Below are 14,478 nucleotides of genomic sequence, written 5' to 3' on the forward strand. Positions count from 1 at the left end.
AATCACGAAGGGAGGCACCAAAATGGCTCGTAGCTTAAAAAAAGGACCATTTGTCGATGATCACTTAATGAGCAAAATGGAAAAATTAGTTGCATCTGAGCAAAAACAAGTTGTTAAAACTTGGTCTCGCCGTTCAACAATCTTCCCTCAGTTCATCGGACACACAATCGCTGTATATGATGGTCGTAAACACGTACCTGTGTACATCACTGAGGATATGGTTGGCCATAAGTTAGGTGAATTCGCACCAACTCGTACGTATAAAGGTCACCTTGCTGACGATAAGAAAACTAGAAGATAATGAGAGGAGGCACTTCAATGCAAGCTAAAGCAGTAGCGAGAACAGTTCGTATTGCTCCTCGTAAAGTTCGTTTAGTAGTAGACTTAATCCGAGGTAAGCAAGTGGGTGAAGCGATTGCTATCCTTAACCACACACCAAAAACTGCTTCTCCAGTTGTAGAAAAAGTTTTAAAATCTGCAATCGCAAATGCAGAGCACAATTATGAGATGGATATTAACAACCTAGTTGTTGAAAAAGTTTTCGTTGACGAAGGTCCAACGTTGAAACGTTTCCGTCCACGTGCAATGGGTCGTGCAAGCCAAATTAACAAACGCACAAGCCACATCACAGTTGTGGTATCAGAAAAGAAGGAGGGATAATCGATGGGTCAAAAGGTTAATCCAATTGGTCTTCGTGTCGGTGTTATCCGTGACTGGGAATCTCGTTGGTTCGCTGAGAAAGATTACGCTACATTATTACATGAAGACATCAAAATCCGTGAGTACATTACTGTACGCTTAAAAGATTCTGCTGTTGCTAAAGTAGAAATCGAACGTGCAGCAAATCGTGTAAATGTTACAATTCACACTGCAAAACCTGGTATGGTAATTGGTAAAGGTGGTACTGAAGTTGAAGCACTTCGTAAAGCTCTTAACCAATTAACAGGCAAGCGTGTACACATCAACATTTTAGAAGTTAAGAGAGCTGATCTTAACGCTAAATTAGTAGGCGAAAACATCGCTCGTCAATTAGAAAACCGTGTATCATTCCGTCGTGCACAAAAGCAAGTTATTCAACGTGCTATGCGTGCAGGTGCTAAAGGTATTAAAACACAGGTTTCTGGTCGTCTTGGCGGAGCTGATATCGCTCGTGCAGAATCTTACAGTGAAGGAACTGTTCCACTTCATACACTTCGCGCTGATATTGACTATGCAGCAGTTGAAGCTGATACAACATACGGTAAATTAGGCGTAAAAGTATGGATCTACCGTGGAGAAGTCCTTCCTACAAAAAAGAAAGCTTCTGAGGAAGGAGGAAAATAATATGTTAATGCCAAAACGCGTAAAATATCGTAGAGAGCATCGTGGTAAAATGCGTGGTCGTGCAAAAGGTGGAACTGAAATTGCTTTCGGTGAATTCGGTTTACAAGCACAAGCTGCTTCATGGATTACAAACCGTCAAATCGAAGCTGCTCGTCGTGCAATGACTCGTTACATGAAACGTGGCGGTAAAGTATGGATTAAAATTTTCCCTTCTAAGCCTTACACTGCAAAACCTCTAGAAGTACGTATGGGTTCCGGTAAAGGGGCACCAGAAGGCTGGGTAGCAGTAGTAAAACCTGGGAAAATTATGTTCGAAATCGCGGGTGTGTCTGAAGAGGTAGCACGCGAAGCATTACGTCTTGCAGCTCACAAGTTACCTGTGAAATGTAAATTCGTAAAACGTGAAGAAAATGGTGGTGAATCTAATGAAAACTAATGATATTCGTGAATTAACCACTGCCGAAATCGAAACAAAAGTTAAAGCTTTAAAGGAAGAGTTGTTTAATCTTCGCTTCCAACTTGCTACAGGACAATTAGAGAATCCAACTCGCATTCGTGAAGTGCGTAAAGCAATTGCTCGTATGAAAACTGTAGTTCGTGAAAGAGAGATCGGAATTAATCGATAAATTGAGGGGAGGTTTGCATAGTGAGCGAACGTAACCAACGCAAAGTTTATACTGGTCGTGTAGTGTCTGACAAAATGGACAAAACGATTACAGTTTTAGTTGAAACTTACAAAACTCATTCCTTGTACGGAAAACGTGTTAAGTATTCTAAGAAGTACAAAGCCCATGATGAGCAAAACCAAGCGAAACTTGGCGATATCGTTAAAATCATGGAAACTCGCCCGCTTTCTGCTACTAAGCGTTTCCGTTTAGTTGAAATCGTTGAAGAAGCGGTTATTATCTAAATAGACGAATCGGAATTTTTAGTCCGAAGGGAGGTTTCATAACATGATCCAACAAGAATCTCGTTTGAAAGTTGCTGACAACTCTGGTGCACGTGAACTTTTAACAATTAAAGTATTAGGCGGCTCTGGTCGTAAATATGCTAACATTGGTGATATTATCGTTGCTACGGTAAAACAAGCAACACCAGGTGGCGTTGTTAAAAAAGGTGACGTTGTTAAAGCAGTAGTAGTACGTACGAAGAGCGGAGCTCGTCGTCCGGACGGTTCTTACATCAAATTTGATGAAAACGCAGCGGTTATCATTAAAGACGATAAGAGCCCACGTGGTACTCGTATCTTCGGACCAGTAGCTCGTGAATTACGTGATAGCAACTTCATGAAGATCGTTTCTTTAGCTCCAGAAGTTCTATAATTTAAGGTATTGCCTTGCTAAGGAGGTGCAGAATTAAGATGCATGTAAAAAAAGGTGATAAAGTACAGGTAATCACTGGTAAAGACAAAGGAAAACAAGGCGTTATCCTTGTGGCTTTCCCAAAGCAAAACCGTGTTATCGTTGAGGGTGTCAATATCGTTAAGAAGCACTCTAAGCCATCTCAATTAAATCCACAAGGTGGAATTATTACTAAAGAAGCACCTATTCACGTTTCTAACGTTATGATTTTAGATCCGAAAACAGGTGAACCTACTCGTGTAGGCTTCAAAGTAGAAGATGGTAAAAAAGTTCGTATTGCAAAAAAATCTGGTGAATTATTAGATAAATAATTTTCTTAAGAAAGGAGGTCACTTCATTGAATCGCCTTAAAGAGAAGTTCCAAAAGGAAATTACTCCTGCTCTAGTGAGCAAGTTTAACTATAAATCTGTGATGGAAGTACCGAAAATCGAAAAGATCGTAATCAACACTGGTGTTGGTGACGCGGTATCTAACTCAAAAGCTTTAGACAATGCAGTAGAAGAATTAACACAAATCGCAGGTCAAAAACCTGTTGTAACTCGTGCTAAAAAATCAATCGCTGGTTTCCGTCTTCGTGAAGGTATGCCAATCGGTGCGAAAGTAACTTTACGCGGCGAGCAAATGTATGAGTTCTTCGACAAATTAGTGTCAGTTTCTTTACCACGTGTACGTGATTTCCGTGGTGTTTCTAAGAAATCATTCGATGGTCGTGGGAACTACACATTAGGTGTTAAAGAGCAACTTATCTTCCCTGAGATCGATTATGATAAAGTAAGCAAAGTCCGCGGTATGGACATCGTAATCGTTACTACAGCGAAAACTGATGAAGAAGCTCGTGAACTTTTAACACAATTCGGTATGCCATTCCAAAAATAATGGAAGCCAACGCTAAGTAGAGGAGGCGAAAACGTGGCTAAAAAATCTATGATAGCGAAACAAAAGCGTACTCCTAAGTTTAAAGTACAAGAGTATACACGTTGCGAACGCTGCGGTCGTCCGCATTCTGTATACCGCAAATTTAAACTTTGCCGTATTTGTTTCCGTGAACTTGCATATAAAGGTCAAATTCCTGGTGTTAAAAAAGCTAGTTGGTAAAACCCACAAATGGGAAGGAGGTAAAACACATGGTGATGACAGATCCAATTGCAGACATGCTTACTCGCATCCGTAATGCGAACATGGTACGTCATGAGAAATTAGAGGTTCCTGCTTCTAAAATCAAAAAAGAGATCGCTGAACTTTTAAAACGTGAAGGTTTCATTCGTGATGTAGAATACATCGAGGATAACAAACAAGGTATCCTTCGTATTTTCCTGAAATATGGTGCAAACAATGAACGTGTAATCACTGGATTAAAACGTATCAGTAAACCTGGCTTACGCGTTTACGCTAAAGCTGATGAAGTACCACGTGTACTTAACGGATTAGGTATCGCTCTTGTTTCTACATCTAAGGGAGTAATGACAGACAAAGATGCTCGTCAATTACAAACTGGTGGAGAAGTAGTAGCATACGTTTGGTAATATATATTTAAAACGAACGGAGGTGTGACCACATGTCTCGTATTGGTAAAAAGATTCTTGAAATCCCTGCAGGTGTTACTATTACAATTGCAGAAGACAATACTGTAACAGTAAAAGGCCCTAAAGGTGAATTAACTCGTAAATTCAATGCTGATATGTCTATCAAAATTGAAGAAAATACACTAACAGTTGAGCGTCCATCTGAACAGAAGGAACACCGTGCATTACACGGTACAACTCGTGCTTTAATCGGAAACATGGTTGAAGGTGTAACTACAGGTTTCGCACGCGGACTTGAATTAGTCGGTGTTGGTTACCGTGCTCAAAAACAAGGAGATAAACTTGTATTAAGCGTAGGTTATTCTCATCCAGTAGAAATGACTCCGGAAGCAGGTATCGAAGTTGAAGTACCTGCACCAACTAAAATCGTAATTAAAGGTATCGACAAGCAACGTGTTGGCGAATTTGCTGCTAACATCCGTGCTGTACGTGCTCCTGAGCCATATAAAGGTAAAGGTATTCGTTACGAAGGCGAAGTTGTTCGTCGTAAAGAAGGTAAAACTGCTAAGTAAACCCGTTAGGTGAGAGAAAGGAGTGACAAGAATGATCACTAAAGCTGATAAAAATGCGACTCGTAAGAAAAGACATGCACGTGTACGTGCTAAACTTACTGGTACTGCAGAACGTCCACGTTTAAACGTGTTCCGTTCTAACCAACATATTTACGCTCAAGTTATTGATGATGTGAATGGTGTAACGTTAGTAAGTGCATCTACTCTTGATAAAGACCTTGCTCTTAACGGTACTAGCAATACTGAAGCTGCTACGAAAGTTGGAGAATCAGTTGCTAAGCGTGCTGTAGAGAAAGGCGTTAAAGAAGTAGTATTCGATCGCGGTGGTTACTTATACCATGGCCGTGTTAAAGCTCTAGCTGAAGCTGCTCGTGAGGCTGGATTACAATTTTAATGGTCAAAGGAGGGAAAATTGATGCATCGCATTGACCCAAGTAAATTAGAACTTGAAGAACGTGTAGTTACGATAAATCGTGTCGCGAAAGTTGTTAAGGGTGGTCGTCGTTTCCGCTTTGCTGCACTAGTTGTAGTTGGCGATAAAAACGGTCATGTTGGATTCGGTACTGGTAAAGCACAAGAGGTACCAGACGCAATTCGCAAAGCTATCGAAGACGCTAAGAAAAACTTAATCGCTGTACCATTAGTTGGTACAACAATTCCACACACAATCAACGGTCATTTTGGAGCTGGTGAAGTATTCTTAAAACCTGCTGCTGAAGGTACTGGTGTTATTGCTGGTGGACCTGTTCGTGCGGTACTTGAATTAGCTGGTGTACAAGATATTCTTTCGAAATCTCTTGGTTCTAACACACCAATCAACATGATTCGCGCTACTGTGAACGGATTAAGCGAACTTAAGCGCGCTGAAGATGTTGCAAAATTACGCGGTAAATCTGTAGAAGAGCTACTAGGTTAAGGAGGGAAAACAAATGGCGAAAAAGTTAGAAATTACCCTCACTCGTAGTGTAATTGGTCGTCCACAAGATCAACGTGCGACGGTAGAAGCTTTAGGTCTTAAAAAGTTGAATTCAACTGTAGTTAAGGAAGAAACTCCTGCTATTCTTGGTATGATCAACAAAGTTTCTCACCTTATAACTGTAAAAGAAGCTTAAGGATAACTCATTAATATAAGGAGGTGCCTGGGAATGAAACTTCATGAATTAAAACCTGCAGAAGGTTCTCGTAAAGTACGTAACCGTGTCGGTCGTGGTATCGGTTCTGGTAACGGTAAAACTGCTGGTAAAGGTCATAAAGGACAAAACGCACGTTCTGGTGGCGGTGTTCGTCTTGGCTTCGAAGGTGGTCAAACTCCATTATTCCGTCGTTTACCAAAACGCGGCTTCACAAACATTAACCGTAAAGAGTTTACTATTGTAAACTTATCAACGTTAAATCGTTTTGAAGATGGTACAGAAGTAACACCTGAATTATTGCTGGAAACTGGCGTTATCAGCAAGTTAAACGACGGTGTTAAAATTCTTGCAAGCGGAGCAGTAGAGAAAAAATTAACTGTTAAAGCGCACAAGTTCTCTTCAAGTGCTAAAGAAGCAATTGAAGCAGCTGGCGGATCAGTTGAGGTGATCTAATGTTTCGTACAATCTCCAACTTTATGCGCGTTGCTGAGATAAGACGTAAAATATTATTCACTTTAGCGATGTTAATCGTATTCAGGATTGGCACGTTTATCCCAGTGCCATTTACAAATGGAGACGTACTGAAAGCACAAGATCAATTAAATGCCTTAGGTATCCTAAATACATTTGGCGGTGGCGCCTTGAAAAACTTCTCCATCTTCGCGATGGGAATCATGCCGTATATTACAGCATCCATCATCGTGCAATTATTGCAGATGGATGTTGTTCCTAAATTTTCGGAATGGTCGAAGCAAGGTGAAATGGGCCGTCGTAAACTAACGCAATTCACGCGTTACTTTACAATTGTTCTTGCGTTTATTCAGGGGTTTGGTATGTCAATCGGTTTTAACGGTATGGTAGGTGGGCAATTAATTTTGAATCCTGGTTGGAGCACTTATTTATACATTGCTACGGTACTGACTGCTGGTACTGCATTTTTAATGTGGTTAGGTGAACAGATTACAGCTAAAGGTGTAGGTAATGGTATTTCCATCCTTATCTTTGGTGGTATTGCCGCAGCGATCCCAAGTGTTATATCTCAAGTGTATCAACAACAGTTTCAAAATATCGGAGATCAATTGTTCATGAGTATCGTTAAAGTTGTATTGATCTTACTAGCTGTGCTAGCGGTTATTGTTGGTGTTATTTTCATTCAACAGGCTGTTAGAAAGATCCCAATTCAATATGCGAAGCGTGTAACAGGAGCGAATGGGAATCATGCTGGAGCACAAAACACTCATTTACCACTTAAGGTAAATAGTGCGGGTGTTATTCCAGTCATTTTTGCTGTTTCATTCTTAATTACACCTCCAACTATTGCACAGTTCTTCCCGAAACATGATGTATCGCAGTGGATTATTGCAAACTTTAACTATTCTCACCCAGTGGGAATGATCATATATGTTGCGCTCATTGTAGCCTTCACATATTTCTATGCATTTGTTCAGGTTAATCCAGAGCAAATGTCAGAGAATCTAAATAAGCAAGGTGGATATGTTCCAGGTATTCGTCCGGGTAAGAATACGGAACAATATTTAACAAAAATCTTGTATCGTTTGACCTTTGTAGGATCAATTTTCCTAGCAGCGATTGCAATCTTACCAGTTATCTTTACGAAATTGGGAAATCTTCCTCCATCTGCACAGATCGGTGGAACGAGTATGTTAATCGTTGTCGGCGTTGCTTTAGAAACAATGAAGCAGCTAGAAAGCCAACTGGTAAAACGCCATTACAAAGGGTTTATCAAGCAATGAGTAAGTGGGAAGGCTTGTCTTCCCTACATGCTCATGTACTGAGGGGGAACAAGGATGAACTTAATTTTAATGGGGCTTCCTGGTGCTGGTAAAGGTACACAAGCCGAACAGATTGTTGCCAAGTATAACATCCCTCACATCTCAACAGGAGATATGTTCCGTGCAGCTATGAAGGCTGAAACTGAAATGGGTTTACAAGCAAAATCTTTTATTGATAAAGGTGCTCTTGTTCCAGATGAAGTTACAATCGGAATCGTTCGTGAACGTTTAAGTCAAGAAGACTGTGTAAAAGGATTCTTATTAGATGGTTTCCCACGAACTGTTGCACAAGCATCAGCTCTTGAAGAGATTATGAAAGATCTTGGCAAAAAAATCGACTATGTTTTAAACATTAATGTGGATTCAGGGTTGTTATTAAAACGCCTTACAGGCCGTCGCATTTGTAAAGAGTGCGGTGCGACTTATCACTTAGAATTCAATCCACCAGCAAACGCTGATGTGTGCGATAAATGTGGTGGCGATTTATATCAACGCTCTGATGACAATGAAGAAACTGTAGCAAATCGTTTAGATGTAAATATTAAGCAAACAAAACCTTTGCTTGATTTCTATGAGGAGCTTGGTTACTTGCAAAGCATTAATGGTGAGCAAGACATCAATAAAGTATTTGCTGATATCGATGTTCTCATCGGAGGCTTAGCGTAATGATCATCTGCAAAACTCCTCGCGAGATAGAAATCATGCGAGAAGCTGGCAGGATCGTTGCTTTAACTCATCAAGAGTTGAAACAGCATATTACTCCAGGAATTACAACGAAAGAGCTCGATCAAATAGCGGAAAAGACGATTCAAAAATATGGTGCTACGCCATCTTTTAAAGGATACAACGGATTTCCGGGGAGCATATGTGCTTCTGTAAATGAAGAGCTTGTACACGGAATTCCAGGGAAGCGAAAGCTCGAAGAGGGCGATATCATCAGTATCGATATTGGTGCGAAATACAATGGGTACCATGGAGATTCTGCATGGACGTATCCAGTTGGAAACATTTCTGAATCTGTTCAAAAGCTACTTGATGTCACAGAAAAATCGTTGTATCTTGGTTTAGAACAAGTAAAACCAGACGAAAGATTATCAAATATCTCACATGCGGTTCAAACCCATGCTGAAGAGAACGGATTCTCGATCGTTAGGGAGTATGTTGGTCACGGAATCGGGCAAGACTTACATGAGGACCCTCAAATCCCGCACTATGGTCCTCCAAATAGAGGCCCTAGATTAAAGCCGGGAATGGTCATCTGTGTTGAGCCGATGGTGAATCAAGGAAGACGATATGTAAAAACACTATCTGATGACTGGACAGTGGTAACGGTAGATGGTAAATGGTGTGCCCATTTTGAGCACACGATTGCTCTTACAGAAGCAGGATACGAAATCCTTACCACTTTATAAGTAGCTGGCTCTCCGGAATTTCAGAGCAGTGTAAAATGTTACTGATTTGAAGAAGGGAGAACTATTGAATGGCTAAAGATGATGTAATTGAAGTCGAAGGTACCGTTCTTGAAACGTTGCCAAATGCTATGTTCAAAGTAGAATTAGAGAATGGGCATGTCGTATTGGCTCACGTTTCTGGTAAAATCCGTATGAACTTCATTCGTATTTTACCAGGAGACAAAGTTACGGTAGAATTATCTCCGTACGATTTAAATCGTGGTCGTATTACGTACCGTTTTAAATAATATAGCACTCCGTAATCTTTAAGGAGGTTCGAGACATGAAAGTAAGACCGTCAGTTAAACCAATCTGCGAAAAATGTAAAGTTATTCGTAGACGTGGAAAAGTAATGGTTATTTGTGAAAACCCTAAACATAAACAAAAACAAGGTTAATCAGAAGGAGGTGCATTCAGAATGGCACGTATCGCAGGTGTAGATATTCCTCGAGACAAACGCGTTGTTATTTCTTTAACTTACGTATTCGGCATTGGTCGCACAACTGCTGAAAAAATTCTTACTGAAGCTGGTATTTCTTCAGAAACACGAGTTCGTGATTTAACGGAAGACGAACTAGGACGTATCCGTGATGTTATCGATAGCATTAAAGTTGAGGGAGACCTTCGTCGTGAAGTATCTCTTAACATTAAACGTCTAATGGAGATCGGTTCTTACCGTGGTCTTCGTCACCGTCGTGGTTTACCAGTTCGTGGTCAAAACTCTAAAAACAATGCTCGTACACGTAAAGGTCCACGTCGTACAGTAGCAAATAAAAAGAAATAATAAGTAAAGGAGGTTGAACTAACAATGGCACGTAAAACAAACACTCGTAAAAAACGTGTGAAAAAGAATATTGAAGCTGGTATAGCTCATATTCGTTCTACTTTCAACAACACAATCGTAACACTTACAGATACTCATGGTAACGCACTTTCTTGGTCTAGTGCTGGTGCACTTGGTTTCCGTGGATCTCGTAAGTCTACTCCATTCGCTGCGCAAATGGCTGCTGAAGCTGCTGCTAAAGTTGCAATGGAGCACGGTTTAAAAACTTTAGAGGTTACTGTTAAAGGTCCTGGTGCTGGTCGTGAAGCTGCAATTCGTGCTCTTCAAGCTGCAGGTCTAGAAGTAACAGCAATTAGAGATGTTACTCCAGTTCCTCATAATGGATGTCGTCCACCAAAACGTCGTCGTGTGTAATTTTTCTGTATAGAATTTTCCCTTTTGTCTATAATGGATATGATGCATTATCGAGAAATTTCGTACAGAAACATCGCTTGTTGTGCACAATCGGGAACTGCCTAAGGGGGACTTTCGGTTAATCAAAGGGGTATACCTTTGTTTAACCGGGGTTTCGACGTTTTGAAGGAGGGTTTAGTTAATGATTGAAATCGAAAAGCCGAAAATCGAAACGGTTGAACTTAACGAAGATGCTAAATATGGTAAATTCGTAATTGAACCGCTTGAGCGTGGATATGGTACTACTTTGGGTAACTCCTTACGTCGTATTCTTTTATCCTCACTCCCTGGTGCCGCTGTTACTGCTATCCAAATCGATGGCGTATTACATGAATTTTCAACAGTTGAGGGCGTAGTAGAAGACGTTACGACGATCATCTTAAACTTGAAAAAGTTAGCTCTTAAAATCTACTCTGAAGAAGAGAAGACGTTGGAAATTGATGTGCAGGGCGAAGGTATTGTCACAGCTGCTGATATTACTCACGATAGTGATGTAGAAATCTTAAATCCAGATTTACACATTGCAACGTTAGCAAAGGATGCGCATTTCCGCGTGCGTTTAACTGCAAAGCGTGGCCGTGGGTATACGCCAGCTGATGCAAATAAAAGCGAAGATCAACCAATAGGAGTAATTCCTATTGATTCTATTTATACTCCAGTATCACGTGTAACTTACCAAGTGGAAAAGACACGTGTCGGACAAGTGGCTAATTATGATAAGCTTACGCTTGATGTATGGACGGATGGAAGCATCGGGCCAAAAGAAGCTATCTCTTTAGGGGCCAAAATCTTAACTGAGCATTTAAATATCTTTGTTGGTTTAACTGATGAAGCACAAAATGCTGAGATTATGGTCGAGAAGGAAGAAGATCAAAAAGAGAAAGTTCTTGAGATGACTATCGAAGAACTAGATCTTTCTGTTCGTTCTTATAATTGCCTAAAACGTGCAGGAATTAATACTGTACAAGAGCTTGCGAACAAAACAGAAGAAGATATGATGAAAGTTCGTAACTTAGGACGTAAATCCTTGGAAGAAGTTAAACATAAACTTGAGGAATTAGGTTTAGGTTTACGTAAAGACGACTGAGGATTTAAACCCATCAACAAAGGAGGGAACTACGAATGGCATACAGAAAATTAGGCCGTACAAGTGCGCAACGTAAAGCTATGTTACGTGATTTAGCTACTGATTTAATTATCAACGAGCGCATCCAAACGACAGAAACTCGTGCAAAAGAACTTCGTTCTGTAGTGGAAAAAATGATCACTTTAGGTAAACGCGGAGATCTTCACGCTCGTCGTCAAGCAGCAGCTTTCATTCGCAATGAAGTTGCTAACGCTGAGACTGGTCAAGATGCACTTCAAAAATTATTCGCTGATGTAGCTCCACGCTATGCTGAGCGCCAAGGCGGATACACTCGTATTGCAAAAATTGGTCCACGTCGCGGAGACGCAGCACCAATGGTAATTATCGAGTTAGTATAATGATAATTAAAAGGGCAGGACAGTTCTTTTCAAGTAACTGGTCATGGCCCTTTTTTTTTAAATATAAAAAAGGCTAACTTGGCGAAGGAAAGGGTGCCTTGTATTGAAAAAAGAGAAACTTCGGACAGAAAATGTATCATTTCAATATCCTGGGGCAGCCTCGTATGCATTAAAAGATGTTTCGTTTTCCTTATATGAAGGAGAATGGGTATCTGTTATCGGACAAAATGGTTCAGGTAAATCTACACTTGCAAAATTATTGAATGGTTTGTTTTTGCCGGAATCAGGGACAATTACTGTAAATGATACAATGGTTTTATCAGAAGAAACGGTATGGGATGTTCGAAAACAAATTGGAATGGTATTTCAAAATCCAGATAATCAATTTGTTGGAACGACAGTACAAGATGACGTTGTATTTGGCTTAGAAAATATCGGAATGCCAAGGGAACAGATGGTAGAAAGATTAGAACAAGCCCTGCGACTTGTCCGTATGGAAGATTTTCTTAATGATGAGCCCCATTCGTTATCTGGTGGGCAAAAGCAGCGAGTTGCAATAGCAGGTGTTTTAGCACTTCAGCCATCTATTTTAATACTAGATGAAGCAACGTCAATGTTAGACCCTCAAGGGAGACGTGAAGTAGTAGAAACGGTTAGACAGCTTGTTAATCAAAAAGGTATTACCGTATTATCAATTACGCACGATTTAGAAGAAGCGGCACAGTCAGACCGTGTCATTATTTTAAACAAGGGAGAAATATTAGAGGAAGGGACCCCAAAGCAAATTTTCAAGTCCTCTCATATGCTCCAAGAAATTGGGTTAGATGTACCTTTTTCAGTAAAAATAGCAGAATTATTAAAAAGAAGTGAAATTCTTTTGCAAAATACGCATCTTACAATGGAAAGTTTGGTGAACGAACTTTGGAGATTACATTCCAAAAAGTAGAACATCGTTATCAATATAAAACTCCATTTGAAAGACGCGCGCTTTATGATGTAGACGTGTCGTTTCCAAGTGGAGGCTATTATGCCATTATCGGTCATACTGGTTCAGGTAAGTCGACGATGATTCAACATTTAAATGGTTTATTGCAGCCGACAAATGGTACGGTTCAAATTGGTGAACATTTAATTTCAGCAGGGAAGAAAGAGAAGAAGCTTAAGCCACTACGAAAAAAAGTAGGGGTTGTCTTTCAGTTCCCAGAACATCAGTTATTTGAAGAAACAGTGGAGAAAGATATTTGTTTTGGGCCTACTAATTTCGGTTTATCTGAAGAAGTGGCAAAGCAAAAGGCAAAAGATGCCATTCAGCTTGTTGGATTGGATATAGAGTTATTAGCACGTTCTCCGTTTGAATTAAGCGGTGGGCAAATGAGGCGTGTTGCAATAGCGGGCGTACTTGCGATGGAACCCGAAGTACTTGTATTAGATGAACCTACAGCGGGGCTTGATCCGAAAGGACAGCACGAGCTTATGGAGATGTTTTATAGTTTGCATAAGGAGCAGGGGCTTACAGTCATTCTTGTTACCCATAATATGGAGGATGCCGCTAAGTATGCAGATCAAATTGTGGTCATGCATAAAGGAACGGTCTTTTTGCAAGGAAGTGCAGAGGAAGTATTTTCACATGCTGATGAACTAGAACAAATTGGTGTGGACCTTCCGATGTCTTTAAAGTATAAACGTGCAATTGAAGAGAAGTTTGGTATTTCAATTCCAAAGGCTACCTTATCTTTAGAGGATCTTACTCATGAAGTTGTGCAGGTGTTACGAAAAGGTGGTCATGAATCATGCAGCAGTTGATTATTGGGAGATACATTCCAGGTAAGTCACTCATTCATCAACTTGATCCTCGTACGAAGCTGTTGATTGTCTTTTTATATGTATTTGTTGTTTTCTTAGCAAATAATGCGATTTCATATGGATTTTTATTTTTATATGCACTCATTGCTTTATTTTTTGCAAAAGTGCCGATTCGTTATGTACTTTCGGGCTTAAAACCAATTTTATGGATTTTTCTTTTTACATTTTTCCTGCATATCTTCACAACTAAAGAAGGGGATGTACTATTCCAGCTTGGTTGGTTTTCAATACATGAAAAGGGATTAGAGCAAGGGATATACATTTCTATACGATTCTTTGTTATTATTTTAATGACGACATTATTAACGTTAACAACGACACCTATTGAGATTACAGATGGTTTGGAGACGTTATTAAAGCCGTTGAAGCGTATAAAGGTTCCTGTTCATGAAATCGCATTAATGATGTCTATTTCTCTTCGTTTTATTCCGACATTAATGGATGAAACGAGTAAAATTATGAAAGCACAAGCGTCACGTGGTATTGATTTTGCTGGAGGTCCGATAAAAGATAGGATGAAGGCAATTATTTCACTACTCGTTCCACTTTTTATTAGTGCTTTTAAGCGTGCTGAGGATTTAGCAATTGCGATGGAAGCACGTGGATATCGAAATGGTGAAGGACGAACTAAATTTAGGCAACTACGCTGGAAAATGAGCGATACAGTAACAATTATAAGTTTACTTTGTCTAGCTTGTATTTTAGTATGGTTGCGATTGTAATGGAGAACGGAAAG

28 protein-coding genes are annotated in these 14,478 nt (G+C 40.0%); all 28 read left to right on the forward strand.

Annotated features, from left to right (window positions below):
- The first annotated feature begins 22 nt into the window (after positions 1–22).
- Positions 23–301, forward strand: a complete 279-nt coding sequence (gene rpsS / locus MHH42_RS00690) for a 30S ribosomal protein S19 (protein ID WP_000124454.1) — start codon at positions 23–25, stop codon at positions 299–301.
- Between the two features lie 17 nt (positions 302–318).
- Entirely contained in the window at positions 319–660 is a 342-nt protein-coding gene (gene rplV, locus MHH42_RS00695; protein ID WP_001148024.1) for a 50S ribosomal protein L22, read from the forward strand.
- A 3-nt stretch (positions 661–663) separates the two neighbouring features.
- The gene (rpsC, locus tag MHH42_RS00700; RefSeq protein ID WP_000529958.1) at positions 664–1,323 is read left to right on the forward strand and encodes a 30S ribosomal protein S3; all 660 of its coding nucleotides are present in this window, start codon (positions 664–666) and stop codon (positions 1,321–1,323) included.
- A 1-nt stretch (position 1,324) separates the two neighbouring features.
- On the forward strand, positions 1,325–1,759 hold the full coding sequence (gene rplP / locus MHH42_RS00705) for a 50S ribosomal protein L16 (RefSeq protein WP_000928969.1): 435 nt from the start codon (positions 1,325–1,327) through the stop codon (positions 1,757–1,759).
- Complete coding sequence (gene rpmC / locus MHH42_RS00710) at positions 1,749–1,949, forward strand: 50S ribosomal protein L29 (protein ID WP_000855718.1); 201 nt, start codon at positions 1,749–1,751, stop codon at positions 1,947–1,949. The genes rplP and rpmC overlap by 11 nt, the downstream gene beginning before the upstream one ends.
- 20 nt (positions 1,950–1,969) lie before the next feature.
- Entirely contained in the window at positions 1,970–2,233 is a 264-nt protein-coding gene (rpsQ, locus tag MHH42_RS00715) for a 30S ribosomal protein S17 (protein ID WP_000004106.1), read from the forward strand.
- 43 nt (positions 2,234–2,276) lie between these two features.
- Entirely contained in the window at positions 2,277–2,645 is a 369-nt protein-coding gene (gene rplN, locus MHH42_RS00720; protein WP_000615912.1) for a 50S ribosomal protein L14, read from the forward strand.
- Between the two features lie 38 nt (positions 2,646–2,683).
- Entirely contained in the window at positions 2,684–2,995 is a 312-nt protein-coding gene (rplX, locus tag MHH42_RS00725; protein WP_000558200.1) for a 50S ribosomal protein L24, read from the forward strand.
- A 26-nt stretch (positions 2,996–3,021) separates the two neighbouring features.
- Entirely contained in the window at positions 3,022–3,561 is a 540-nt protein-coding gene (gene rplE, locus MHH42_RS00730; protein ID WP_001080829.1) for a 50S ribosomal protein L5, read from the forward strand.
- 33 nt (positions 3,562–3,594) lie between these two features.
- The gene (gene rpsN, locus MHH42_RS00735; protein ID WP_001085700.1) at positions 3,595–3,780 is read left to right on the forward strand and encodes a 30S ribosomal protein S14; all 186 of its coding nucleotides are present in this window, start codon (positions 3,595–3,597) and stop codon (positions 3,778–3,780) included.
- Between the two features lie 29 nt (positions 3,781–3,809).
- Positions 3,810–4,208 (forward strand): 30S ribosomal protein S8, encoded by a 399-nt coding sequence (gene rpsH, locus MHH42_RS00740; RefSeq protein WP_000245511.1) that lies wholly within the window; start codon positions 3,810–3,812, stop codon positions 4,206–4,208.
- A gap of 32 nt (positions 4,209–4,240) precedes the next feature.
- On the forward strand, positions 4,241–4,780 hold the full coding sequence (gene rplF / locus MHH42_RS00745) for a 50S ribosomal protein L6 (protein WP_000086552.1): 540 nt from the start codon (positions 4,241–4,243) through the stop codon (positions 4,778–4,780).
- A gap of 31 nt (positions 4,781–4,811) precedes the next feature.
- The gene (gene rplR / locus MHH42_RS00750) at positions 4,812–5,174 is read left to right on the forward strand and encodes a 50S ribosomal protein L18 (RefSeq protein ID WP_000628818.1); all 363 of its coding nucleotides are present in this window, start codon (positions 4,812–4,814) and stop codon (positions 5,172–5,174) included.
- A 21-nt stretch (positions 5,175–5,195) separates the two neighbouring features.
- Entirely contained in the window at positions 5,196–5,696 is a 501-nt protein-coding gene (gene rpsE / locus MHH42_RS00755) for a 30S ribosomal protein S5 (protein ID WP_000554646.1), read from the forward strand.
- 13 nt (positions 5,697–5,709) lie between these two features.
- Positions 5,710–5,892 carry a 50S ribosomal protein L30 gene (gene rpmD / locus MHH42_RS00760; RefSeq protein WP_001085231.1) on the forward strand — a complete coding sequence of 61 codons (183 nt, stop codon included), beginning with the start codon at positions 5,710–5,712 and terminating at the stop codon, positions 5,890–5,892.
- A gap of 33 nt (positions 5,893–5,925) precedes the next feature.
- The gene (rplO, locus tag MHH42_RS00765) at positions 5,926–6,366 is read left to right on the forward strand and encodes a 50S ribosomal protein L15 (RefSeq protein WP_000766083.1); all 441 of its coding nucleotides are present in this window, start codon (positions 5,926–5,928) and stop codon (positions 6,364–6,366) included.
- Positions 6,366–7,667 carry a preprotein translocase subunit SecY gene (gene secY, locus MHH42_RS00770; RefSeq protein ID WP_000490120.1) on the forward strand — a complete coding sequence of 434 codons (1,302 nt, stop codon included), beginning with the start codon at positions 6,366–6,368 and terminating at the stop codon, positions 7,665–7,667. The genes rplO and secY overlap by 1 nt, the downstream gene beginning before the upstream one ends.
- A gap of 54 nt (positions 7,668–7,721) precedes the next feature.
- Positions 7,722–8,372, forward strand: coding sequence for an adenylate kinase (locus MHH42_RS00775; RefSeq protein WP_001048990.1), 651 nt, complete (start codon positions 7,722–7,724; stop codon positions 8,370–8,372).
- Positions 8,372–9,118 carry a type I methionyl aminopeptidase gene (map, locus tag MHH42_RS00780; RefSeq protein WP_097838078.1) on the forward strand — a complete coding sequence of 249 codons (747 nt, stop codon included), beginning with the start codon at positions 8,372–8,374 and terminating at the stop codon, positions 9,116–9,118. The genes MHH42_RS00775 and map overlap by 1 nt, the downstream gene beginning before the upstream one ends.
- A gap of 68 nt (positions 9,119–9,186) precedes the next feature.
- A complete protein-coding gene (gene infA, locus MHH42_RS00785) occupies positions 9,187–9,405 on the forward strand; it encodes a translation initiation factor IF-1 (RefSeq protein WP_001029884.1) in 219 nt (72 codons plus the stop codon).
- Positions 9,406–9,440: 35 nt separating this feature from the next.
- The gene (rpmJ, locus tag MHH42_RS00790) at positions 9,441–9,554 is read left to right on the forward strand and encodes a 50S ribosomal protein L36 (protein WP_000868344.1); all 114 of its coding nucleotides are present in this window, start codon (positions 9,441–9,443) and stop codon (positions 9,552–9,554) included.
- A gap of 21 nt (positions 9,555–9,575) precedes the next feature.
- Positions 9,576–9,941, forward strand: coding sequence for a 30S ribosomal protein S13 (gene rpsM / locus MHH42_RS00795; RefSeq protein WP_000090793.1), 366 nt, complete (start codon positions 9,576–9,578; stop codon positions 9,939–9,941).
- 24 nt (positions 9,942–9,965) lie between these two features.
- The gene (rpsK, locus tag MHH42_RS00800) at positions 9,966–10,355 is read left to right on the forward strand and encodes a 30S ribosomal protein S11 (protein ID WP_000101797.1); all 390 of its coding nucleotides are present in this window, start codon (positions 9,966–9,968) and stop codon (positions 10,353–10,355) included.
- A gap of 181 nt (positions 10,356–10,536) precedes the next feature.
- A complete protein-coding gene (locus MHH42_RS00805; RefSeq protein WP_000569643.1) occupies positions 10,537–11,481 on the forward strand; it encodes a DNA-directed RNA polymerase subunit alpha in 945 nt (314 codons plus the stop codon).
- A gap of 35 nt (positions 11,482–11,516) precedes the next feature.
- Complete coding sequence (rplQ, locus tag MHH42_RS00810) at positions 11,517–11,879, forward strand: 50S ribosomal protein L17 (protein WP_000331490.1); 363 nt, start codon at positions 11,517–11,519, stop codon at positions 11,877–11,879.
- Positions 11,880–11,982: 103 nt separating this feature from the next.
- A complete protein-coding gene (locus tag MHH42_RS00815; RefSeq protein ID WP_000711788.1) occupies positions 11,983–12,825 on the forward strand; it encodes an energy-coupling factor ABC transporter ATP-binding protein in 843 nt (280 codons plus the stop codon).
- A complete protein-coding gene (locus tag MHH42_RS00820; RefSeq protein ID WP_000406524.1) occupies positions 12,801–13,682 on the forward strand; it encodes an energy-coupling factor ABC transporter ATP-binding protein in 882 nt (293 codons plus the stop codon). Before MHH42_RS00815 ends, MHH42_RS00820 begins: the two co-directional genes overlap by 25 nt.
- Positions 13,670–14,464 carry an energy-coupling factor transporter transmembrane component T family protein gene (locus MHH42_RS00825; RefSeq protein WP_001186520.1) on the forward strand — a complete coding sequence of 265 codons (795 nt, stop codon included), beginning with the start codon at positions 13,670–13,672 and terminating at the stop codon, positions 14,462–14,464. Before MHH42_RS00820 ends, MHH42_RS00825 begins: the two co-directional genes overlap by 13 nt.
- Positions 14,465–14,478: the final 14 nt, after the last annotated feature.

It is taken from the genome of Bacillus sp. FSL L8-0099 (genome assembly GCF_038006385.1).
GTDB classification, from domain to species: domain Bacteria; phylum Bacillota; class Bacilli; order Bacillales; family Bacillaceae_G; genus Bacillus_A; species Bacillus_A toyonensis.